The organism is Priestia sp. SIMBA_032 (genome assembly GCF_046535215.1).
In the GTDB taxonomy this organism is placed as follows: Bacteria; Bacillota; Bacilli; order Bacillales; family Bacillaceae_H; genus Priestia; species Priestia aryabhattai.
This window is the reverse complement of record NZ_JAWRXD010000003.1, coordinates 242,660-265,614: the sequence shown is the minus strand read 5'-3', so window position 1 is coordinate 265,614 and position 22,955 is coordinate 242,660. Positions and strand designations below refer to the sequence as shown.

The window sequence follows — 22,955 nt, the reverse complement described above, 5'->3', positions numbered from 1 at the left end:
GATGAACGTCAAACAATATATTGCTGCGCGTGCGGCAAAAGAGCTTTGTCACGGAGATGTAGTGAACTTAGGGATAGGAATTCCTACTTTGGTTGCTAATTATATTTCACCCGATGTTCAGGTGTTTTTACATTCAGAAAACGGAATTCTCGGCGTTGGTCCTACTCCTAAAGAAGCTTATGTAGATCCAGAACTTGTGAATGCGGGGAAGCTTCCCGTCACGGTCTTGGAAGGTGCCTCATTTTTTAACAGCGCCGATTCTTTTGCGATGATACGCGGAGGTCATGTGAATGTATCGATTCTTGGAGTGCTTCAAGTAGATGAAGCAGGCCGAATTGCGAACTGGGCTGTTCCTGGGAAAAGTGTTCTTGGCGTGGGAGGAGCAATGGATTTATTAGAAGGATCAAAAAAAGTAATTGTGACGACTCTTCATACGAATAGTCAAGGAGAGTCAAAGCTAGTTGGGGAGTTAACTTATCCGCTTACTTCAGAGCGACGAGTCGATATGATTATTACGGAATTAGCTGTCTTTTCGGTAACAGACCTTGGTCTTGAACTTCTTGAAACAGCTCCGGGTGTTTCTTTAGAGACAGTGCAACAAAAAACGCAGGCTTCTTTTCGCGTCTCTAAATTATTTAATAAAAACAATGAGGTGACAGCATAATGGCAGTGATTGTAAATGCATTTCGAACGCCTATTGGAAAGTTTGGCGGTTCGCTTGCAGATACGCTTCCGGAAGAACTAGTCTCTCTTGTGATGAAAAACAATTTGTCTTCAGCCGGATACACGTCAGAGATTGTTGATGAAATTATCGTCGGACAAACGAAACAAAGCGCTCATGCTCCTAATATAGCAAGAGTAGCCGGGCTGAAAGCTCAATTCTCTGAACGTATTCCAGCTTATACCGTGCACCGCCAGTGCGGTTCAGGCATGCAGGCTGTAATGAATGGAGCTATGTCAATTTTATCAGGTCAAGCCGAAGCGGTATTAGCCGGAGGAGTGGAAAGCATGTCTCAAGCACCGCACTATACGGTAGGCACTCGTTTTGGTTTTCACGTTGGTGATTTAACACTCTATGACTCTAATACAGAAAGTCAGCCAAAATCACAGCCTGAAACTTTATACGGAACGTTTACGATGGGACAGACGGCCGAATGGCTCGCTGAAAAGTATAGCATTAGCCGAGCGGAACAAGATGAGTTTGCTTTTTATAGTCAGGAAAAAGCTAGGCGGGCTATAGAACTTGGTTTGTTTGAAGAAGAAATTATCCCTGTGCCTGTAAAAGAAGGAAAAAAAGGTATGAGGCATTTTGCAACAGATGAATTTCCGCGGCTTACTAGTAAAGAAAAGCTTGGTGCGCTTAAGCCTGTTTTTCAAAGTAATGGAACGGTGACAGCCGGCAATTCATCCGGCAGAAACGATGGCGCTTCAATGATGCTGTTGATGTCGGAAGAAAAAGCTGAGCAGCTTGGATTAACGCCTATGGCAAAGATTGTGTCGTTTGCCGCAGCGGGCGTCTCTCCAAAGGAAATGGGAATTGGCCCCGTTTCTGCTTCGCAAATTGCTTTAAATAAAGCCGGTTTAAGCTTAGGTGATATGGACTTGATTGAATTAAACGAGGCATTTGCCGCTCAAAGTATTGCTTGCTTAAGAGAATGGGACATCACATCAGAAAAAGTGAATGTAAACGGAGGAGCGATTGCGCTTGGACATCCTTTAGGGTGCTCCGGGGCAAGAATTATCACAACTCTGTGTCATGAGCTTCACAAGCAAAAAAGACGATACGGCCTGGCTACTATTTGCGTTGCAGGAGGGTTAGGAATGGCGATGGTGGTGGAAAGATGGACGAAATAAAAAGAGATTATGTTTTTCATAGAGATTTAACAAAAAAGTATCCAATGATTACGCATGGTGAAGGAAGCTACTTAATAGATGAGCAAGGAAAAAAGTATATAGACGGCTGCTCCGGCGCCGTGGCGGCAAACTTAGGGCACGGCATTGCGCAAATAGCCGAGGCGATGGCTGAGCAGGCAAAAAAAGCGGCGTTTGTCCATACATTACGTTTTGAAACGGATGTTTTGCATAAACTTGCAGGTGTCATTGGTAAAATGGCGCCACCTCATTTAAACAAAGTCTATTTTACATCAGGGGGATCAGAAGCAAATGAAAGTGCATTAAAATTAGCAAGGCAATATCACAGAGATGCCGGAAAGATGCAAAAACACATCGTAATCGGAAGGTGGCAATCCTATCACGGAAATACGATAGGCGCACTATCAGCTGGAGGGGATGTAAAAAGACGATATCCGTATACACCTAATCTTTTACATTTTGCGCACGTTTATTCTCCTTATTGTCATCGCTGTCCGTATAATCGCAATCAAGAAGACTGCGTGGCAAATCAAAACTGGAGCTGTGTCACTGATATTGAACGAACCATTTTAGAGCTCGGTCCAGAAAATATTTCAGCATTTATCGCAGAGCCCATCGTAGGAAGTCAGCAAGGAGCTGTTGTACCTCCGCTTGACTATTTCAAAAAAATACGTGAGCTCTGCAGCCGATACGACATTCTTTTAATTATTGATGAAGTTATGACAGGCTTTGGGAGAACAGGAACTAATTTTGCAGTGGAACAATTCGGAATCGAACCGGATATTCTAACGTTTGGTAAAGGAGTTTCAGCAGGGTACGCTCCTTTAGGAGGAATGATTGTCCATGACAGTCTGATTCAAGGACTGTTAGAAAATAGCAGCGGGAAATTTCTTCATGGCTACACGTACAGCGGACATCCTGTTTCGATAGCGGCAGGACTTGCTGCTTTGGATATATATGAAGAAATGAATATTCTTCAAAACGTAGAAGCTCAAGGCGCGTATTTAATGGAATGTTTAGTAGCTCTGCAGCGCAAGCATCCTTATATTTCAGATATTCGCGGCCGCGGGCTTTTAATCGGATTAGAATTAATGAAAGATGCTAGTCAACAAGTATTTTTCAATCCAAGTGAAGCAGCCAGCGAAAAGCTCAATGAAATTTGTATGGAGCTTGGAGGCGTGTTTTATCCAGGATCCGGATCTATAGATGGACATAAAGGAGAACATATGATTATCAGTCCTCCTTTAAATATAACGAAATCAGAAGTTGATGAAATAGTGAGATTGCTCGATCATGCATTTTCTATTTTTCATCAGCACATAAGAAAGGATGAGTCATATGAAAGTGCAAAATAAAACGGAAGAGCTTCAAATCAAAGGAAAAAAACATTTATCACCGGTGATGACAAGAGTAACAGAGCTTGTTATTGAAAAAGCGCACGGTGCTAAATTCTGGACAGCTGATGGAACGGAATATATTGATTTTGTATCAGGAGTAGCCGTTAATGCAGTGGGCCATACACATGAAAAGATGGTAGAAGCGATTAAAAAACAAGCAGATCAACTGCTTCACCTCGGTTTAAATTACGGATACTACGAAACAGCTGTGAATTTGGCAGAAAAACTTGCGCAAATTACGCCAGGAAACTTAGATACGGTTTTCTTTTCAAACTCAGGCGCAGAAGCCATTGATGGAGCACTTAAGTTAGCAAAAGCGGCCACTGGCAGACCAGCGATTATTGCTTTTGAAGGTTCTTTTCACGGCCGTACATTAGGAGCTACAGCTATTACGGCTTCAAGCTCCAAGTACCGAAGCTACTACGAGCCAATTTTAGGAGAAGTGTATCACGCGCCTTATCCGTATCCAAGTCAGCTTCCTAATATTGACGAGGAAGAAGCGGAAGCATATTGCTTAAATCAACTGCAAAAGCTGTTCGAACTGCGAGTGGATCCTTCACGCGTAGCGGCGATTGTAATTGAGCCAGTCATGGGTGAAGGAGGCTATTACCCTGCTCCTTCTAGCTTTTTACGCGCACTGAGAGACATAGCGAATGATTATGGTATTCTGCTTATCTTTGATGAAGTGCAAACGGGATTCGGTCGCACTGGAAAAATGTTTGCCGCGGAACATGCTGGAGTCACACCAGATATTTTAGTTTTAGCAAAAGCTCTTTCCGGTGGTATGCCACTAGGAGCGATTGTAGCAAGCCGAGAACTGCATGAGAAATGGCCAACAGCTGGACATGGTTCTACTTTTGGTGGGAATCCAGTATCGTGCGCAGCTGCTTTAGCTAATATTTCAATCATCGAAGAAGAAAAGCTTGTAGAACGCAGTGAAAAAGTGGGTGCCGATATTGTGAAACGTCTTCAGCATTCTATCGGACATTTACCGGCTATTAAAGAGGTTAGAGGAATTGGTATGATGATTGGCATTGAATTTCATGTTGAAACAGCAGCTGCTTATGTCCCTGTTATTAAATCAAAAGCGCTGGAAAGAAGACTGCTTATCATGAATTGTGGAGTCAAAGGACAGACCATTCGCTTAATGCTGCCGCTAAATATCGATAAAGACGTGCTGGACCAAGGGCTTTCTTTATTAGAAGAAGTCATCACAGAAGCAGTCTCAATTAACTAGCTTTTTAAATGAAAAGGAGGGTAACAATATGGGTCAAACTAAAACCGAACTGCTGCAAGGAAATTTATATATTAACGGCGAGTGGGTAAGTGAAGAGAAGCAAACCTACTTTGAAAGTATAAACCCTGCAACACAAGAGCTCGTCGGAATGTGCGCAGCCGCTACGGCTAGTCAAGTCGATGCTGCGGTAAACGCGGCTAGCACAGCCTACAACCACTGGAAAAATACATCTATTCCTGAACGTTCAGCATTTTTAACAAAAGCAGCTTCGCTTTTTGAAGACAGAAAAGAAGAGCTAGCTCAAGTGATGACAAAAGAAATGGGAAAACCGCTAACAGAATCCATAGGGGAAGTTGATGTCGTCATTGCAACAGCTCAGTATATGGCAGGAGAAGGAAGACGCTTGTTTGGCGAAATAGTGCCCGCTGGCTTTCCTGACCGGGATATAAAAATGGTTCGCGAACCGCTTGGAGTTGTGGCATGTATTACACCTTGGAACTTTCCTGTTTCTCTCGCTTCCTATAAAATGTTTGCCGCTTTAATCGCTGGCAATACGGTTGTTTGGAAGCCGGCTTCAGAAGTGGCGCTCTCAGCCAAGATTTTTATGGAAGTATTGCACGCTGCGGGGCTTCCAAAAGGAACAATTAACTTGCTTACAGGATCGGGTAGAATCGTTGGACAAAGACTTGCTACACACTCTGAAGTGAAAATCATCTCATTTACAGGTTCTACGGAAGTTGGTCAGCAATTAGCAGAAATGAGCAGCAAAACCTTAAAGCGTATTTCTTTAGAGCTAGGAGGAAAAAACGCGGTTATCGTATTAAAGGATGCCGATCTGGATAAAGCAGCAGAAGGAATTGTTAAATCAGCATTTACGACCACGGGGCAGCGCTGTACCGCAGCTAGCAGAGTCATCGTGGATCGTTCAGTAAAAGAAGAGCTGTTGAAAAAAGTAATAGCTCTTACAGAAGAAATGAAGATTGGAAATGGTCTTGAACAAGGAGTTGTGATAGGACCGCTTGTTAATGAACAGCAGTGTCGTTTAGTAGAAGATTACGTACAAAAAGCGGTAGAGGAAGGCGGGAATATTGCGCTTGGAGGTCGTGCTTTATCAGAATTAGGGACTTGTTATTACATGCCTACAATCATCGATAACGTCCATTCGAATCACACAATTGCTCAAGAAGAGATTTTTGGCCCCGTGCTTGCTTTTATTGAAGTAAATGGCTATGAAGAAGCAATGAGCGTCAATAATGGAACGATGTACGGACTTTCCACTTCTATTTATACAAGCAGCTTACATTACGCCAGCCGAGCGGCCAAAGACGCTGTTAGCGGATTAGTCTATATCAATAACGGAACATCTAATGCTGAAATGGGAGTAGCATTCGGAGGAATGAAAATGTCTGGCAACGGCCACAGAGAAGTTTCTCATCATGCATTTGATGTGATGACAGAATGGAAGTCTGTCTACACCAACTATTAATCTCGCACCTTAGCGAAAAGGAGGAGCACATGTCTTCATATCGCATTGGCATTGCCTTTTTTTATCATGAATCTCACAGCTTTAGTCCATTAAAAACAGAAATAGAACAGTTTGTACAAGAAGGATATTTTGTTGGAACGGAAATATATAAAGCATACTCAGGAACCAAAACAGAAGTAGGGGGATTTTTGGATGTGTTAAAGCAAGAAGAGCAAGTAGAGATCGTTCCCCTTGTTTGTGCAGCTGCAGTTCCGTCTGGGGTTGTATCTTCGGCGGCTTATTACACAATTGAAAAGCAAATGCTGCATGCGCTTACTCACGCCGGCCCGCTAGATGGCTTATTAATTGCTTTGCACGGCGCAATGGTAGTAGAGCATCTTTTCGATCCTGAAGCTCATTTGTTAGGTCAAATAAGAAGCTGTATAGGAAATAACGTTCCTATTGCTACTACGCTCGATATGCATGCAAATGTCAGTGAAGATATGCTTACGTACACGCCGCTTCACTTTGGTTTTAAAACATATCCTCATGTTGATATGTACGAACAAGGAGTGAACGCTGCGCGAGCGCTTATAACACAAGTGAAAGAAAGCGCTATCTATTATGCGTCTTTAAATAAATTGCCTATGCTTTTGCCCTCAATTAATATGCGAACAGCAGAAGGCCCTATGAAAAAAATGATTGACCTTGCTAAGCAAGCTGAGCAAGAAGAAGACGTATACAATGTTTCTATTTTTGGAGGCTTTCCTTATTCTGATATTCCAATTGCGGGAGCAAGCGTGCTCGTAACAGCTTTGAATCCTGACACAGCAGAAACAACAGCAAATACACTAGCTTCTCAGTTTTGGAGTATAAAAGAAGAATTTATAGTCGATTTGCCTACCGTTGAAGAAGGTCTGCAAACAGCGTTAAAACGATCAAACGAACAGCCCATTGTGCTCGCAGATATAGCAGATAATCCTTTAAGCTGCGGAAGCGGCGACACAACAGAGCTTTTGGAATACATGTTGAAACTAAATATGCCGGGAACTTTGTTTGGAGGTCTTTATGACCCCGACTCTATCAAACACTGCGTGCAGGCGGGAATAGGAAATTACGTCTCTCTTTCCTTAGGAGGAAAAGTTTCTCCTGAGTTCGGAAAGCCCGTTGAAGTTGAGGCGAAGGTCGTTGCTTTGTCGGAAGGTGAGTTTTACAATTCGGGACCGTTTAATCAGCATTTAAAAGTAAATGTAAAAGGTGCAGCTCACATTCAAGTAGGAGAATTAGACATTTTGCTGATTGGAAGGCCGGTATCAGCCAATGATCCTGAACTTTTTCGCCATATTGGCATTGAGCCAGCGACGAAAAAAATCATTGGTTTAAAAGCTAAAAATCATTTCAGAGCCGCTTTTGAACCGCTTGTAGGATCTATCATCTATGTGGATGCGCCAGGCGTAGCATCAAATCGCTTAACGACCTTTAAGTATCAGCACATTCCAGAACCAATATGGCCGCTGCAAGATGTCAAGTATGAAAGTGAAAAAAGGAGGAAAGAAAAATGGATGCATTAAAAGAGCATTATCATATCGAAGTGCCGGAATCGTTAACTCCTGAACAGCAAAAGATGATGATCGAACTTGAAAAAGATGCGTTTCCGGGCATGGGAGCCGTGGATGAACAGACGCTTGTACCTCTAGCGCGCTACGGAAAGCTCATTCAATATTTCCAGGAAAATGACGCAAGGCCAATTGCCATTTGCGAGCTTCTTCGAGATTACAAAGATGTCACAAAAGCTTATATCTTTGGGTTCTACGTTCGCTCTGATAAACAAGGAAGCGGAATTGGACAGCTGTTCTTAGAAGAAATATTTTCGATTCTACAAAAAGATAGTTTTGAAAGCGTTTGTTTGACTGTGAATGTAAAAAATGAAGGCGCTGTTAAACTGTATAAAAAAATGGGCTTTACCATTAAAGAAACGCGAACAGGAGAGTTTGGCGAAGGAGAAGACCGCTATTACATGGTACGGTCAATTTCTTAGTAGAACATCTATTCAAAAAATGAACTTTGGAGGGAATATAAAATGAAAAATACATTATATAAAGCAAGCAGACATTGGAAAGAAATTGAACTTTGGAAAGATGTAACGGACGAGCAGTGGAACGACTGGGTATGGCAGCTGACAAACACGATTAAAACATTGGAAGATTTAAAGAAAGTGATCAATTTAACACCTCAAGAAGAAGAAGGCGTTAAAATTGCAACCAAAACGATTCCGTTAAACATCACGCCTTATTACGCATGGTTAATGGATGAGAATGATCCGAAATGTCCAATCAGAATGCAGTCCGTTCCTATTTCAGAAGAACTGCATAAGACAAGGTATGATTTAGAAGATCCGCTTCATGAAGATGAAGATTCACCGGTTCCTGGCTTAACGCACCGTTATCCCGACCGCGTGCTGTTTTTAGTTACAAATCAGTGCTCTATGTACTGCCGCTACTGTACACGAAGACGTTTTTCAGGACAAATTGGCATGGGCGTTCCAAAAAAACAGCTGGATACAGCTATTAATTACATTGCTGCCAACCCTCAAATCCGTGATGTATTAATTTCCGGAGGAGACGGCCTATTAATCAATGATAATATTTTAGAATATATTTTGAAAAATTTGCGCGATATTCCGCACGTAGAAATTATTCGTATCGGTACAAGAGCACCTGTGGTGTTCCCTCAGCGCATTACAGAAAATCTTTGCAACATCTTAAAGAAATATCATCCGGTTTGGCTGAATACGCACTTCAACACATCAATTGAAATTACAGAAGAATCAAAGCGCGCTTGTGAAATGCTTGCAAATGCAGGAGTTCCTGTTGGAAACCAAGCGGTTATTTTAGCCGGAATCAACGACAGCGTGCCAATCATGAAGCAGCTTATGCATGATTTAGTAAAAATTCGCGTGCGTCCTTATTACATTTATCAATGTGATTTATCAGAAGGAATCGGCCATTTCCGTGCGCCGATCAGTAAAGGGCTAGAAATTATGGAAGGACTTCGCGGCCATACGTCCGGCTATGCAGTTCCTACGTTTATCGTGGATGCTCCTGGAGGAGGCGGTAAAATTCCGCTGCAGCCAAACTACATTATTTCTCAAAGCTCCAATAAAGTGGTGCTTCGAAACTTTGAAGGTGTTATTACGTCTTATCCGGAGCCGCAAAATTACCAAAGTGGCAGCGCAGAAGAATTTTATAAAAAGGTATATCCTGAAGTGTTTGAAAAATTTGAAAGCAACGGTGTTCTTTCGATTATTGATGATACAAAGTTCAATTTAACGCCAGAAGGTCTAAACCGCCTTGATCGCCGGAAAACGTATGACCAAAATCCAGAGCATAGCTCTTTGAAAGACAAGCGTGAAAAGCGCGATCAATTAAAAGAGAAAAAATTTGAAACGCAAATGAAAAAATACGAGACGGCGGGAGCGAAGGAGGAATAATATTGAAATGTCAATGGTGCGAATCCTATGAAGCGAAAGAGACGAATGCAACGGTTTATTGGGAGCTTCCTGACGGCACAAAAGCCATAGAAATTAAAGAGACGCCTTCCATTACATGTTCAGAATGCGGAATTACGTATCAAACAGATGAAACGGTTGGACACATTGAAGATCAACTGTTTTTAATCAACACCTCTGCCTTAGAAAAAAGTGTAACGTACGAACAGCTTATGAGCCTGCCTCGTCTATTAAAACGAAACTACTTTGATTTTTCAAAGTAGGCAATGAAGAGTCCATCTCCTGCTTTTTGTGGGAGATGGATATTCTTATACGCTTTACGTCAAACATGTTCGCATAGTTCATTTATAAAGGTGGGATAAGTATGGAAGCGTTCGATATCAATCGTAATGAAGAAGAAAAAAAGCAGGACGATAAGCATATAAAACGTCATTTAAAAGCACGTCATATGACCATGATTGCCATTGGAGGATCAATAGGAACTGGCTTATTTCTAGCTACCGGATCATCCATCCAAACTGCTGGACCTGGAGGAGCGCTGATTGCTTACGGGGCCATTGGAATTATGGTTTACTTTCTCATGACTAGTCTTGGGGAGATGGCTACGTTTATGCCGGTATCAGGTTCTTTTTCTACGTATGCCAGTCATTATGTAGACCCAGCTCTCGGCTTTGCGCTCGGCTGGAACTACTGGTTTAACTGGGCTGTTACGCTCGCTGTAGAAATAGCTGCTTCTGCTATTATCATGAAGTTTTGGTTCCCTGATGTGCCAAGTATTATCTGGAGCGCTTTGTTTTTAGGCTTAATTTTTTTACTTAATTTCCTATCTGTAAAAAGCTATGGAGAATCTGAATATTGGTTTGCTCTCGTAAAAGTAGTAACCATCATTGTGTTTATCGGAGTGGGTCTTCTGACGATCTTTGGCATTTTCGGCGGTGAATATATCGGCTTTAAAAACTTTACATTAGAAGAAGCGCCGGTCAACGGCGGATTTCTGTCCGTACTAAGCATTTTCTTTATCGCGGGATTTTCTTTTCAAGGTACAGAGCTAGTCGGCATTGCGGCGGGGGAAAGTGAAAACCCTCAAAAAAATATACCAAAAGCCATTCGCCAAGTCTTTTGGCGCATTCTTCTATTTTATATTGCAGCCATTGCTGTAATCGGGCTTATCATTCCTTACACAAGTCCATCTCTTCTAGGAGGAGATGTGGATAACATTGCTGTTAGTCCATTTACGCTTGTTTTTGAAAAAGCAGGAATTGCTGCAGCTGCTTCAGTGATGAATGCTGTTATTCTTACCTCGGTTTTATCAGCCGGAACTTCTGGCTTATATGCTTCTACGCGAATGTTGTGGTCCATGGCCAATGAAGGGCAAGCGCCTAAAGCGCTTCGAAAAATTAATCGTCGAGGAATTCCAGTAAACGCGCTTGTTTTAACCACTATCATTGGCGGCCTTGCCTTTTTAACATCAATTTTTGGCGATCAAATGTATATGTGGCTTTTAAACGCTTCAGGCATGAGCGGATTTATTGCGTGGATTGGTATTGCCATCAGCCACTATCGTTTCCGAAAAGCATATGTTGCTTCAGGACGGGATATAAATGAACTGGCGTATAAAGCAAAATGGTTTCCTCTAGGTCCTGTTCTTGCATTTGGAATGTGCCTCATCGTTATTTTAGGACAGAATTATCAAGCGGTACTTTCTGACAAAATTGATTGGTACGGCTTAACGGTCTCATACATCGGACTGCCTCTCTTTTTAGTGACGTGGTGGGGATATAAAATAGCAAAGAAAACCAAGGTTGTACCTTTGCATGCGTGTATCCAAAGAGAAGATAAGAAATAAAAAAGCTATACGGCTAACGATAAGCAAAAAAGGTGAACTTTGGACAACAAGGTTCACCTTTTTATTTATAAAAATCTATCATAATAAGCTTTATTTTATAGATATCATAGCATAAAAAGTTATTTTTTTCCAGACTGGTTTTTATTTTGTTTATTGATAAAATTCAAGAATAGCACTGTAAGCTACGCAATTATAGAAGGTTAAAGTTTTTGTAATTTTAATAAGAAAAGGGGTTTGTGATGAGAATTTCAGAAGGTGTTGAAATGCTACAGTTGACTGCCAGAGCTTTTGACCAAAATATAATATTAAATCCTACGCTAGTTTGGAATAACGATGAAGCTATTCTAATTGACACAGGAATGCCTGGACAAACCGATCAACTTAAAGAAGTGTTAAACGAATTAAATATGTCTATCGAAGACCTAAAGGCAATTTTTTTAACACATCAAGACCTAGATCATATAGGAGGTGCTGCTGATATACGAAAAAAATCAAATGAAAATATCATCGTATATGCTCATGAATTTGATAAGCCGTATATTGAAGGGAAACTTCCGCTTATCAAAACGAATGCGAGTCAAATGAGTAACGAAGAACTAGCAGCTATACCTGATGACATAAAATATTTGTATAAAAACCCTCCAAAAATTGACGTGGATAGAGTATTAAAAGGAAGTCAACTGCTTCCATACTGCGGAGGCATTGAGGTTATTTTCACTCCCGGACATACGCCTGGGCATGTTAGTTTTTATTTAAAAAAATCAAAAACGCTGGTTGCCGGAGATGCTTTAGTATTAGCAAATGGACAACTAATGGGGCCTGTTAAACAAACGACCTTAAATATGGACCAAGCAGTTCAATCACTCGAAAACTTCTTACATTACGACATTGAGCATGTTATTTGTTATCATGGAGGCTATTTTCAAGGCTGTCCGGAAGAAGCGATTTTAAGGATAAAAGAACACGTTGTACAGGGAGAAAGTTAAAGGGGAATGAAATTGTTTTTTACTAGAACGAGGAAGGGAAAATAGAAACCAAAGGGGATGGATAAAATGTTTACACCAACTATCAGTGTCCGAAAAATAAATGATAATCTTATTATAAAATGGCAGCTTGCACACTTTACAATTCCGTTAGAAGACATTCTCGAAGTAACGGAAGACGACACGTACGGAGGGAAAGAAGCAAACGCTATTCGAATTGGCCCTCCATACGGAACGACTGACCGCATCTTTATAAAAACGACCAGTAAAAACTATTTGTTATTTACCTCAAACGCACCCACTATATTAAACGAAATACGTTCATAACGCCCATTACTAAATACGCGATATATAGGAGAGGGAAAATTGAAGATTAGCCGTACTTATGATGCTAGTAAAATTGCCAAGCTCAATCAGTCTGTTCATCAACTGCATGTAGAATTATACCCCGAGCGCTTTCAAACATATGATTTTCATCAGATACATGAATTTTTTAAGAAAGTGATGAAAGACGATAGGTTTATCTTTCTTTTAGGAAAAGACGAAGGTCAGCATATAGGATTCGCTTGGCTGGAAATAAAACTGTATTCAGAGACAGTGTTTAAAAAGACTTACAAGTCAATTTATGTTCATCAAATAAACATCGCAGAACCCTACAAAAATAAAGGGTTTGGTTCCAGCTTAATGAAAGAAATTTATAACATTGCTCGTGAAAAAGAGATCACTATAATTGAGTTAGATTACTGGAGTGACAATACGATTGCCGGGAGCTTTTACGAAAAAGAAGGATTTGTTACGTATAGAAAAATGGCGTATAAAGAACTTTAAAGAGAGCATTTACTTGCTCTCTTTTTTATATCTAAGAAGCCATTTTCTTCATTTTAATTACTCAATAAAATAAAGTACGCGATTTGAGAACTTAACTCTTGAAAAATTTTTGTTTTACATTTATACTTACATTCTTGTTCGCGTAATGCGACAACTTACTTTATATTCAACTAGGAGGTATACAGATAGTATGGAAACTTTCATTTATCATAATCCCACAAAATTAATCTTCGGAAAAGATCAGCTTCAAGCAATATCAGAAGAACTCCCGAAATACGGAAAAAATATTTTGCTTGTATATGGCGGAGGAAGCATTAAGAAAAACGGTTTATACGATCAAGTTCTTACGCTGTTAAAAGAGTTAAACGTAAATATACATGAGTTAGCGGGTGTGGAGCCAAATCCTCGACTATCTACGGTACGAAAAGGAATTGAAATTTGCCGAAATGAAAACATTGACTTCATGTTAGCAGTCGGCGGAGGAAGCGTTATTGACTGCACAAAAGCAATCGCTGCCGGAGCTGAGTATGAAGGAGACGTCTGGGATATTATTAACAAAAAAGTAACGGCTACAAAAGCACTGCCGTTTGGAACGGTATTAACATTGGCAGCAACAGGTTCTGAAATGAATCCTGATTCTGTTATTACGAATTGGGAAACAAATGAAAAATATGTTTGGGGAAGCGCCGTTACGCATCCTGTATTTTCTATACTAGATCCTGTGAACACGATGTCTGTTCCTAGAGATCAAACTATCTACGGCATGGTAGACATGATGAGCCATGTGTTTGAACAATATTTCCATAACGTGAAAAACACGCATTTACAAGATCGTATGTGCTATTCCGTATTACAAACAGTAATTGAAACAGCACCAAAATTGCTAGAAGATCTGCAAAGCTACGAGCACCGCGAAACGATTTTATATTCCGGAACAATCGCATTAAACGGAACACTTCAAATGGGCTACTTTGGCGATTGGGCTTCACATACAATTGAACACGCGGTATCAGCGGTATATGACATTCCTCATGCAGGCGGTTTAGCAATCCTATTCCCAAATTGGATGCGACACGTTGTAAATCAAGATGTTACTCGTATGAAGCGTGTAATGACAAGCATGTTCGATATTGAAACTGCAGGTAAAAGCGACAAAGAAATCGCATTAGAAGGAATCGATAAGCTAAGCGCTTTTTGGTCAAGCCTTGGTGCACCTTCTCGCTTAGCAGATTACGATATCGGAGAAGAGCGACTAGACGAAATTGCTGGAATTGCTGCTCGTGAAATGGAGTACGGAGGTTTCGGTAACTTTAAAAAACTAAATAAAGATGATATTTTAGCTATTTTAAAAGCGTCACTGTAAAGTGAAAAACAAAAAAGAAGGAGACATCTGTCTTCTTCTTTTTGTTTTATCTTATAAATGACTGGAAATTAAGTAGAGTAGGAAGAATGGTTTTTTTCTCAAATTTCAGTTAACAACTAAAGGAAAAGCTTTATAATTAAGTACAGAAAGAAAGTTTTAGAGAATTTAAGGGAGTGGGGAGATGAAAAAGTTTGCGCTAGCTTCATATGCGCTTTATTTGCTCGGCGGATTAGTCATTACAGCCGTAGGGTCCGTCTTACCGCAATTGTTAACACATTATCATGTGTCCTATACGGTTGGCGGGCAGCTTGTATTATTAGGTTCTTTAGGATTTTTAATAGGAGTTCCGCTATCTTCTTTTCTTTTAGGACGCTTCAAAGAAATGAATTTACTTACAATTGCCGCAATAATGATAGCGCTATCACAAATAGGTATGCTTTTATTGCCTCCATTTGAGTGGATTATTGCATTCAATTTTTTAAACGGTATTGGTGTGGCCGCATTGGAAGTAGTTGTAGCTACTTTAATGATGGAAGTATTTATCGGTAGAAGAGCTATTGTTATGAGTTATTTAGAAGTGTCATTTGGTCTAGGTGCGCTGTTGATGCCGTTAGTAGCTAGCTTATTGATTTCACAGAACAGCTGGAGATTTTCATTTTTTATAACGAGTGTGCTAGCTTTACTAATGGTTGTGGTCTGTAAAATGATTCCTTTTAAAAAAGAGACTGTTTTAACTTCAGAAAGTGATGCTTCAGACGCCAACTCAGAACCTGCGCCTGTGCTTGCTAAAAATCAAAGATGGAAAATACTCGCCCTTTTTAGTGTGATGATTTTTATGTACGCCGGAGTAGAAAGCAGTATGAATAATTTTCTTTCGTCTATTTTTATCGCGTATCTAGATGTAATTCCGTCACAGGCTACTTTGAGCATAAGTGTTTTTTGGGTGGCTATGCTAATAGGACGAGTGGCTACTGGATGGATTATTCAAATTGTTACATACGAACGTTATCTTTTTGGCAGCATTGGAGGAACAATTGTGAGTTTAGTGCTGTTTATTGTGTTAAAAGAAGCAGTAGCAGGCTATATTTTATTAGGGTTTTTAGGGCTTGCAATGTCAGGTATCTATTCGATAACAATGGTATATGCTAACCATACGTTTACTGAATCTGCTCGTATTGTAACAAGTTTAATTACTGGTTTTTCAGGGCTTGGAGGAGCTGTTTTCCCTGCACTTATTGGCTTTACTATGGATGTAAGCGGAATCACCTCAGCACTTTGGTACATAACAGCTTTTGCATGCTTATATCTTCTGGCGCTTTGCATCATTTTTTTCGTTCAGCGTGATGCAAAACAAAAAGCTAATAATCGTTTGCAGGCTATGAAATAAATGCTAAGTCGAAAAGAGGCTGGGATAAAAGTATTTTAATTGATGGAAGATCTGAACGATGAATCGTTCGGATTTTTTTATGGTCAGGATGAACGTAGATTTCATGTATGGTGGTGCTTCTATCTGGTGGTTGAAGGACAAGACGAAGACTCCTGCGGGAAAATCGGAATAGGTGAGTTCCCCCGCGGAAAGCGAAGTCTGGCACGGAAATCAACAGTGGTGTAATAAGTGATTTATACTAGCTACTTTATCCAATTTGTTCGTCTATTGATTTAGTTAAGTCTCAATTTCTTTTCTTTATAAAAATTCTCATCAAATTTTTTCTGAAAATATCTTTATAATCAAATAGCAAAATTCCTGCTTTTAATTTTGCTTTAGTATCAAACCTATAAACCATTCTTTTCTTTACTTTTTACTAATATATCAAATATTCTATATATTCCTAATGTTATATAAAATTAAATTGACAAATATATGAAGCGGTCATTAGAATTTAGTCATCGAACAGTGAAGAGCTGTTTAAAAGTAGGGGGGAAGTAAATGCCGTTACAAAATAAGCATCTGGCAGTTGTGTTACAAAATACATATTTACCGTTTATTTTTGAAGAAGCAGAAGCTCTCGGAATTAAAGTGACGTTTTTTTATAACCAAGAAGAAGTAGAACCTAAGCATCTTAAAAACGTACAAAATTTCATACCCATCGATTTATTTCACACCCCAGACAAAGCTCTTGAGATTATTAAAGCAGAGCATCACAAAAATCCTTTTGACGGCATTATGACATTATATGAGCCTGCATTAGAGTTTGTATCTCAGCTGACAGAAGAATTAAACTTACCGGGCTTATCACCGTTTGTGATTAGTAACTGTCGCAACAAACAGAAGATGAGAGAGGTTTTAAAAGATAATGATCTTAACACTCCGTATTTTAAAGAGGTTGAAAATACGGAGGAATTAAAGAATCTTTCACTGCCTTATCCTGTCGTAGTAAAACCTTCTAACGGATTTTCCAGTCAAGGTGTATCACGAGCTAATAATAAAAAGGAACTGATTGACAGCATAGAAAAAGTGAGACGCGTAAATGAAGAAGACCTAAGTAAATTCACAAAAAATAAAACGGGCATGGTAATTGAACAATTTATAGACGGGCCAGAGTTTGCTATTGAGACGTTTACTGTAGAAGGAGAAGTTTATGTGCTTTCTATAGGTTATAAAGGAAATTCCAAGGGACCTTTCTTTGAAGAAGGTGTTTATATAGCTCCAGCTCAGCTAGAAGAAAACGTTTGGGAATCTATTGCACAAGAAGCAGCTAGGGCAGCCAGCGCTTTAGGGATCGAGGATGGACCGGCTCATATTGAATTACGCCTGGATCCGACAGGAAAACCTTATGTGATTGAAATAGGAGCGCGAATTGGAGGATCTGGGATTTCTCATTATATCGTAAAAGAAAGTACAGGTATTAACTATATGGGGCTAGTTTTTCACTATGTATTAGGATTAAAACCGCCTGCATTAAAAAATGAAAGTAAACAAAAGAAAGTAGTAGGTAACTACATTATTCCTGTGCAAGGCCATGGGATTTTTAAAGAAATTCAAGGCTTAGAAGACGTGCGTAGAGATACTAAAGTAAAAAGGGTTATTCAATTTATAGCTAAAGGAACAGACATTCTACCGTATCCGCACTTTTCAGGTTACCCTGGATTTATTTTAACCACTCATGACTCTTATTCCGACTGTGAGCAATATTACAGCTATTTAGATAACAAAGTAAAGATCGTTTATCAAAATAAAGTAAATGTATAGGGGGTATCAAAGGATATGATAGTTGCAGAGTCGTCTAGTAAGAAAAATAAGCAGCTTCAAAAGATTAGCATTATCCATACCTTAGGTCCTGAAGGAACAAATTGTGAAAAAGCAGGCTATCTTTGGTTTGAACGTCAAGGCATACAAGGTCAGGTGTTTTTGCATCAAACGTTGGAAGAAGCTTTAGTTCATGTGAAAGAAACGGAGAGTTCTGCTCTTTTAGGCTGCGCGGTATATCCTTACTTACATGATATTGTGTTCAAAAATTTAACTAGTTTAGAGCTAGTAGATAGCTTTATTATGCCAACGTATAACATGGTGCTTGCCTCAAAAGAAGAGGTGATAGCGAACAACAGTTTATTAATCGCTTCACATCCTGCCCCTGTAGATTTAGCTCATTCCATCAGTACCAATGTTCAGTTAGTAAATAGTAATGCTCAAGCGGCAATTGATTGCTTAGCAGGGAAAGTAGACGCTTGTATCACAACAAGTAAAGCTGCTAACGAGCAGGGGTTAACAGTTGTAAAAGATTTTGGAGAAGTGCCGATGTGTTTTACGCTCCACGGAAGAAAATAGGCTCAACTTTAAAAAAGAAATAAGGTGAAACAGTGATTTCTAAATTAAACCGTATTCATGTACATCTTTTGTTTTGTCTATTAGCCGTCATTGGGGGAACGACATGGGCTTTTCAAAAGATTGGATTAAAGGATAGCTTGCCTCTATGGTCAGCAGGTATGAGGTTTTTAATTGCTAGTTTAATAATCGCCCTCTACCTCTTATTTACAAAAAAAATGGCCGTTTCAAAAGAAGTAGTAATCATTTCAGCATTAAACGGAATTTTGTATTTTGCTATACCGTTTGGTTCTGTTTATTGGGCATCTGTCTATTTGCCAAGTGGACTTGTCTCCGTTTTAGCTGCCAGCATTTCAGTGTTTGCCCTTTTATTTAATCGCTTATTTAAAGGAACACCAGCTACAAAAGGACAAAAGATAGGTGTAGTCATGTGCTTAATTGGTATGAGCGTTGTATTTGGAAATCAGCTGCTTATACAGGGAAATGTTATTCAAATAGTAGCCATGATCGTCATTTTAACTGCTATGCTAGGTTCTGCTTTTATAACTGTTCAAGTACAATCTCGTATAAAATCCTTGCCTATTATGACCTTTAATTCTTTTTCGATGCTAAGTGGAGGCGCTTGTTTACTGATTTTTAGTTTATTTGTAGAGAACGGAAACCGCACTTTCTCTGGGGTTAGTCTTATTTCATTATTATACTTGGCTATTATAGGGTCGGTCTTAGGGTTTTCTATTAATATTTATTTATTAAAAAAATGGCATATATCAAAAGCAACGGCGCATTTATTTATTTCACCGGTTATCGCCTTATATGTAGGATTTGTCTTTTTAGGTGAAACATTAAACAAACAGGTTTATATAGGTACAGCGTTTGTAATAGCGGGGGTTATATTTATTAACTTGAAAAAGCAAATAGAGAAAAACACACATAACTCTACTCTTAAATCATCTAAAAATATTTCTGCTAAGTAGCTGTTCTAAAAAAGGAGGGTTTTAATCATGTTAACAAAAAATCATACTCAAAGTTTAGTGGAGTTATTAAACGATAAAATAGTACCTGCTCTATATGAGATAAGAAAATATCAGGGCCCAAATGGAGAGGTCAAACGAAATTATGAAAAAGCTAGAGAACTCTTATTAAAAGTAGTTGCTGAAACTGAAACAATATATAACTCTTTAAATTTACCTGCAGTGTGGAACGCATTAAAAAATGACGTATGTAATTGGATTGAAAGAGGGCTCGATGAGGTTCCTTATTTTGATCAAACATTAATTGCTTATAGCCCACCTGCAAACGGGGAAGCGACGTTCTTTTTAGGACCGATTGTAACGCCAAATGGCCCTACAAAAAGAGGGTTTTATTTAGAAGCCTTTATCGCCGTTCGCGATGAGCCTGAAATCATGAAATCCATTGAAGCAGACCTTCCTCATCCTAAAAATGGATGTCAATCGTTAAAGCTGTTGGCTGGTACTCAAGGATTTATAGAAGGGAAGTGTATTGTATTTTTTCCTGAGAATGTAAAAACAAAAGAAAAGATAACAAGTCAAAACTTCGCAATATTTTTCTTTAATAAATTTCACAGCATATACAATGATGATACATTAAAAAGAGCGTGTTCTATATTTCCTGATTTTAACTTTAAATCTCGCGCTATGAATAGAGAAGACACTTATCAGGCAAGGGTAATTTGGGGATATCTGCATGATTATTACCATCACTGCGGAAATAAACCTTTTGACCAACATATACAGGCGAAAATGAATTTTTTTGCAGGCATACTGGAAGAAGTTAAAGTAGACTGCCAGACGGTGCTGACTCTTCATAAAAGAAAATATCCTTTTTGGGAAGAGATAACGGAATTCGTTCTCTTTGAACGCCTGTTAAGATACCCTAGTCAGCACAATGCACCTCGAAACTTTGATTCTGGAACGGGGTTTTTTCTTTTTAGCTGGCTGGTTGCAAATGGTCGTTCAATTTCCCGAAAAGGAGAACATGCTTGTTTAGATTTAGACATGTGCTTAAAAGAACTGGATCTCTTAGTAAAAGAAATTGAAGAACTTGAAACGATTCAAAGTGACTCTGACTATAAAGAAAAAGCTGAACGCTATGTTCGAAAATACTTACTGCCTAGTGAGAACGGTGATAAATTTACTATTCCGGACAATTACTTTATTAATCAGCAAAATAAAAAGATTGAAGTTCCATACTTACTATTCGATGACCATAATCTTTAAGGAGAAGATGCACTAGTGACTGGTTTGTATTTAAGTAAAATAGGAAACAAAATGACTAATAAAGTAGGCGTTCGCGCGATTATGCATGACATCCAAGAAGTGCTCAATTCTGATCTCAACCAATATGTAAATTTAAGCGCTGGCAACCCTGACATACTCCCTCAAGTTTATGAAATGTGGGAAGAAGCTTTAAAAGATATTGTGAACGATAAACAACTAAAGAATTTGATTAGCCAATATGGTTCTAGTTACGGTACGCATGAATTAATTGATTGCATAAGAGAATACTTCTTTACGAAGTATCGTATTAAACTGGACAGAGAACAAGTTTTGATAACTTCCGGAAGTCAAAATCTGTTTTTTTTAGCTTTAAATTCGTTTTGCGGCACAAGTAAAGAAGGAAGAGTAAAAAAAGCATTAATACCTATGCTGCCAGATTACGCTGGGTATAGTGGAGTCGCGCTTGAGGAAGGTGTAATAGAAGGAATTCCTCCTATCGTCTCAAAGCTTGATCATCATACGTTTCGTTATGAATTTAACAAACAGGCATTCAAAGATAAAATAGCTCAGGACCCAGATATCGGAGCTGTCGTATTATCAAGACCTAATAATCCAAGCGGCAACATTCTTTCAAAAGAAGCCGTACACTTTATATCCCAAGTGTGCAAGGACTATCGCATTCCATTGCTAATTGATTCAGCTTACGCACCACCTTTTCCTGCTATTAATTTTATTGAAATGGATCCAATCATACATGATAATATCATTCACTGCATGAGTCTTTCTAAAGTCGGCTTGCCTGGGGAGAGAATAGGAATTGCTATAGGAAAAAGTGGCTTCATAAAAGTAATGGAAGCATTTCAATCAAATATTTTGATTCACTCTTCTAGGTTAGGTCAACGAATGGTGGTTAGCACCTTAAAGAGCGGGCAGTTAGCCGAAATTTCAGCTAACTATATAAGAGCTCATTATAAACAAAAACATGACTATTTAAAAAAACTTTTAACTACATGTATGCCGGATGATATTCCTTGGTATTTGCACAAAGCGGAAGGTTCGTTATTTGGTTGGCTTTGGTTAGAAGGTTTACCTTTCAGTGATAACGATCTATACAATAAATTAAAAGCAGAAAACTTGATTGTAGTGCCAGGCGGATCATTCTTTCACGGCAGTCAATCTTCTTCTCACAACCGGGAGTGCATTCGTATAAGTCTTACCGCTACAGATAAAGAGTTAAAGAAAGGAATTGATATTCTTTCTTCAGTAGTTAAGGAAATATACAGTTCAAATTCCATATTTGAAACAGAGAAAATATAATTTCTTAACTATTTAAAGATGACAAGAGCCGCCCTGTTCACCAGAAGCGGCTTTTGGTGTTTAGATTAAGTAACAGGTGAATCAGAGAGAACAAACAGACATTTTTAATGATGTTTCTCTGTTCGTTGGTTAATCTTACAAGGGCTATGTTCTCGCTGATGTAAATTAAAGTTTTTTAGATACTTTGATGCCGGTTTCTTTTTCTTTTGAGATACCTTTCACAGTACCTTCTGTTCGCTGAAAACCTTCTTCGCAAAGAGTATGGCTTATTTTTTCTACAAAAGGCTGATCCTTCTTTAATGAGTTAATAAGCTCTCGTGCATCCTGAGGTTTCACATCTTTATACCAAATACCGTCTGGATAGGAAATGACGACGCATTTGTCGTGGCATCTTCCATTACATCGAGTGCGAGTAGTGTGTATGTATGGATCTAATTCTTGATTGGCTATCTCACTTCGAATCGCTTGTGTAACTTCTTCGGCTCCAACCCGATTGCAGCTGCTTCCATTGCAAATAAGAACGTGATGTTTCGTTGTATCTAAGTTCCATGTAGCCATATTAATTCCTCCTACTAAAAGTAATGATTACGATTTACAGGGCGTGTTCATTCTTTTTTTAGCCAAAAGGCTGCCTTTACTTAATTAGAAATTTACCAGCTTGATTTTTTCACTCCAGGAAGCTGTCCCTTGTGAGCTAACTCTCTAAAAGCAATTCGAGAAAGTTTAAACTTACGCAAATATCCGCGAGGCCTTCCCGTTACCTCACAGCGGTTATGCAGGCGAGTAGGCGAAGAATCTCTCGGGAGTTTTTGTAGTTCATCATAATTTCCTTGTTCCTTTAATTGTTTTCTTAACTCAGCGTATTTTTTGACAAGTGCTTGTCGTTTCTTTTCTTTTGCTATTTTTGATTTTTTAGCCAAATCTTCCATCCTTTCTTAAAGCACTCTCTTAAATCGTAATCATTACTATTTGTATTTTTACATCATAAACCACTAATGAAGTAAATGCAACTAATACTTATAATCCAGACCGCCGTTTTATACTGTTAAAAACAGCTGAAGAAGAACAGCAACATCCAGTTTCTTTTGGGATTGGATAATTTTTTGCAATGAAAGACCCCTATATTTCTGCTAGCATAT

Annotated in this window: 22 protein-coding genes; 20 read left to right on the top strand and 2 right to left on the bottom strand. The window is 39.1% G+C overall.

Going from position 1 to position 22,955, the window contains the following annotated elements; translation table 11 throughout:
• The first annotated feature begins 1 nt into the window (after position 1).
• The 20 genes from SB717_RS11490 (at position 2) to SB717_RS11395 (ending at position 21,816) form a co-directional block, all read left to right on the top strand.
• Positions 2 to 664 carry a 3-oxoacid CoA-transferase subunit B gene (locus SB717_RS11490; protein ID WP_029714289.1) on the top strand — a complete coding sequence of 221 codons (663 nt, stop codon included), beginning with the start codon at positions 2 to 4 and terminating at the stop codon, positions 662 to 664.
• Positions 664 to 1,854, top strand: coding sequence for a thiolase family protein (locus SB717_RS11485; RefSeq protein ID WP_410903757.1), 1,191 nt, complete (start codon positions 664 to 666; stop codon positions 1,852 to 1,854). Before SB717_RS11490 ends, SB717_RS11485 begins: the two co-directional genes overlap by 1 nt.
• Complete coding sequence (locus tag SB717_RS11480; RefSeq protein ID WP_410903756.1) at positions 1,842 to 3,227, top strand: aminotransferase family protein; 1,386 nt, start codon at positions 1,842 to 1,844, stop codon at positions 3,225 to 3,227. The genes SB717_RS11485 and SB717_RS11480 overlap by 13 nt, the downstream gene beginning before the upstream one ends.
• Entirely contained in the window at positions 3,211 to 4,506 is a 1,296-nt protein-coding gene (locus SB717_RS11475; protein WP_029714294.1) for an aminotransferase class III-fold pyridoxal phosphate-dependent enzyme, read from the top strand. Before SB717_RS11480 ends, SB717_RS11475 begins: the two co-directional genes overlap by 17 nt.
• A 28-nt stretch (positions 4,507 to 4,534) precedes the next feature.
• Positions 4,535 to 5,992: an aldehyde dehydrogenase family protein gene (locus SB717_RS11470; protein ID WP_410903755.1), complete on the top strand. Its 1,458-nt coding sequence runs from the start codon at positions 4,535 to 4,537 to the stop codon at positions 5,990 to 5,992.
• A gap of 29 nt (positions 5,993 to 6,021) precedes the next feature.
• Complete coding sequence (locus SB717_RS11465) at positions 6,022 to 7,542, top strand: M81 family metallopeptidase (RefSeq protein WP_410903754.1); 1,521 nt, start codon at positions 6,022 to 6,024, stop codon at positions 7,540 to 7,542.
• Positions 7,530 to 8,009 (top strand): GNAT family N-acetyltransferase, encoded by a 480-nt coding sequence (locus tag SB717_RS11460; protein ID WP_410903753.1) that lies wholly within the window; start codon positions 7,530 to 7,532, stop codon positions 8,007 to 8,009. Before SB717_RS11465 ends, SB717_RS11460 begins: the two co-directional genes overlap by 13 nt.
• A gap of 42 nt (positions 8,010 to 8,051) precedes the next feature.
• Positions 8,052 to 9,461, top strand: coding sequence for a lysine 2,3-aminomutase (kamA, locus tag SB717_RS11455; RefSeq protein ID WP_029714300.1), 1,410 nt, complete (start codon positions 8,052 to 8,054; stop codon positions 9,459 to 9,461).
• A gap of 2 nt (positions 9,462 to 9,463) precedes the next feature.
• Positions 9,464 to 9,742: a YokU family protein gene (locus SB717_RS11450; protein ID WP_335537973.1), complete on the top strand. Its 279-nt coding sequence runs from the start codon at positions 9,464 to 9,466 to the stop codon at positions 9,740 to 9,742.
• A 101-nt stretch (positions 9,743 to 9,843) separates the two neighbouring features.
• Entirely contained in the window at positions 9,844 to 11,325 is a 1,482-nt protein-coding gene (locus SB717_RS11445) for an amino acid permease (protein ID WP_410903752.1), read from the top strand.
• 239 nt (positions 11,326 to 11,564) lie between these two features.
• Positions 11,565 to 12,311 (top strand): MBL fold metallo-hydrolase, encoded by a 747-nt coding sequence (locus SB717_RS11440; protein ID WP_410903751.1) that lies wholly within the window; start codon positions 11,565 to 11,567, stop codon positions 12,309 to 12,311.
• A 66-nt stretch (positions 12,312 to 12,377) separates the two neighbouring features.
• On the top strand, positions 12,378 to 12,635 hold the full coding sequence (locus SB717_RS11435) for a SunI/YnzG family protein (protein WP_029714305.1): 258 nt from the start codon (positions 12,378 to 12,380) through the stop codon (positions 12,633 to 12,635).
• Between the two features lie 39 nt (positions 12,636 to 12,674).
• On the top strand, positions 12,675 to 13,136 hold the full coding sequence (locus SB717_RS11430; RefSeq protein WP_410903750.1) for a GNAT family N-acetyltransferase: 462 nt from the start codon (positions 12,675 to 12,677) through the stop codon (positions 13,134 to 13,136).
• 190 nt (positions 13,137 to 13,326) lie between these two features.
• A complete protein-coding gene (locus SB717_RS11425) occupies positions 13,327 to 14,499 on the top strand; it encodes an iron-containing alcohol dehydrogenase (RefSeq protein ID WP_410903749.1) in 1,173 nt (390 codons plus the stop codon).
• 181 nt (positions 14,500 to 14,680) lie between these two features.
• Positions 14,681 to 15,886 (top strand): MFS transporter, encoded by a 1,206-nt coding sequence (locus SB717_RS11420; protein ID WP_410903748.1) that lies wholly within the window; start codon positions 14,681 to 14,683, stop codon positions 15,884 to 15,886.
• Between the two features lie 540 nt (positions 15,887 to 16,426).
• On the top strand, positions 16,427 to 17,689 hold the full coding sequence (locus tag SB717_RS11415) for an ATP-grasp domain-containing protein (protein ID WP_410903747.1): 1,263 nt from the start codon (positions 16,427 to 16,429) through the stop codon (positions 17,687 to 17,689).
• Positions 17,690 to 17,704: 15 nt separating this feature from the next.
• A complete protein-coding gene (locus tag SB717_RS11410) occupies positions 17,705 to 18,265 on the top strand; it encodes a hypothetical protein (RefSeq protein ID WP_029714312.1) in 561 nt (186 codons plus the stop codon).
• Positions 18,266 to 18,297: 32 nt separating this feature from the next.
• On the top strand, positions 18,298 to 19,236 hold the full coding sequence (locus SB717_RS11405; protein ID WP_029714313.1) for a DMT family transporter: 939 nt from the start codon (positions 18,298 to 18,300) through the stop codon (positions 19,234 to 19,236).
• Positions 19,237 to 19,263: 27 nt separating this feature from the next.
• Positions 19,264 to 20,499 (top strand): DUF6421 family protein, encoded by a 1,236-nt coding sequence (locus SB717_RS11400; RefSeq protein ID WP_410903746.1) that lies wholly within the window; start codon positions 19,264 to 19,266, stop codon positions 20,497 to 20,499.
• Positions 20,500 to 20,514: 15 nt separating this feature from the next.
• The gene (locus SB717_RS11395) at positions 20,515 to 21,816 is read left to right on the top strand and encodes a valine--pyruvate transaminase (RefSeq protein WP_410903745.1); all 1,302 of its coding nucleotides are present in this window, start codon (positions 20,515 to 20,517) and stop codon (positions 21,814 to 21,816) included.
• A gap of 165 nt (positions 21,817 to 21,981) precedes the next feature.
• Here SB717_RS11395 and SB717_RS11390 read toward each other — a convergent pair whose 3' ends face one another.
• Positions 21,982 to 22,374, bottom strand: a complete 393-nt coding sequence (locus tag SB717_RS11390) for a (2Fe-2S) ferredoxin domain-containing protein (protein WP_410903744.1) — start codon at positions 22,372 to 22,374, stop codon at positions 21,982 to 21,984.
• 92 nt (positions 22,375 to 22,466) lie between these two features.
• The gene (rpsN, locus tag SB717_RS11385) at positions 22,467 to 22,736 is read right to left on the bottom strand and encodes a 30S ribosomal protein S14 (RefSeq protein WP_071274461.1); all 270 of its coding nucleotides are present in this window, start codon (positions 22,734 to 22,736) and stop codon (positions 22,467 to 22,469) included.
• Positions 22,737 to 22,955: the final 219 nt, after the last annotated feature.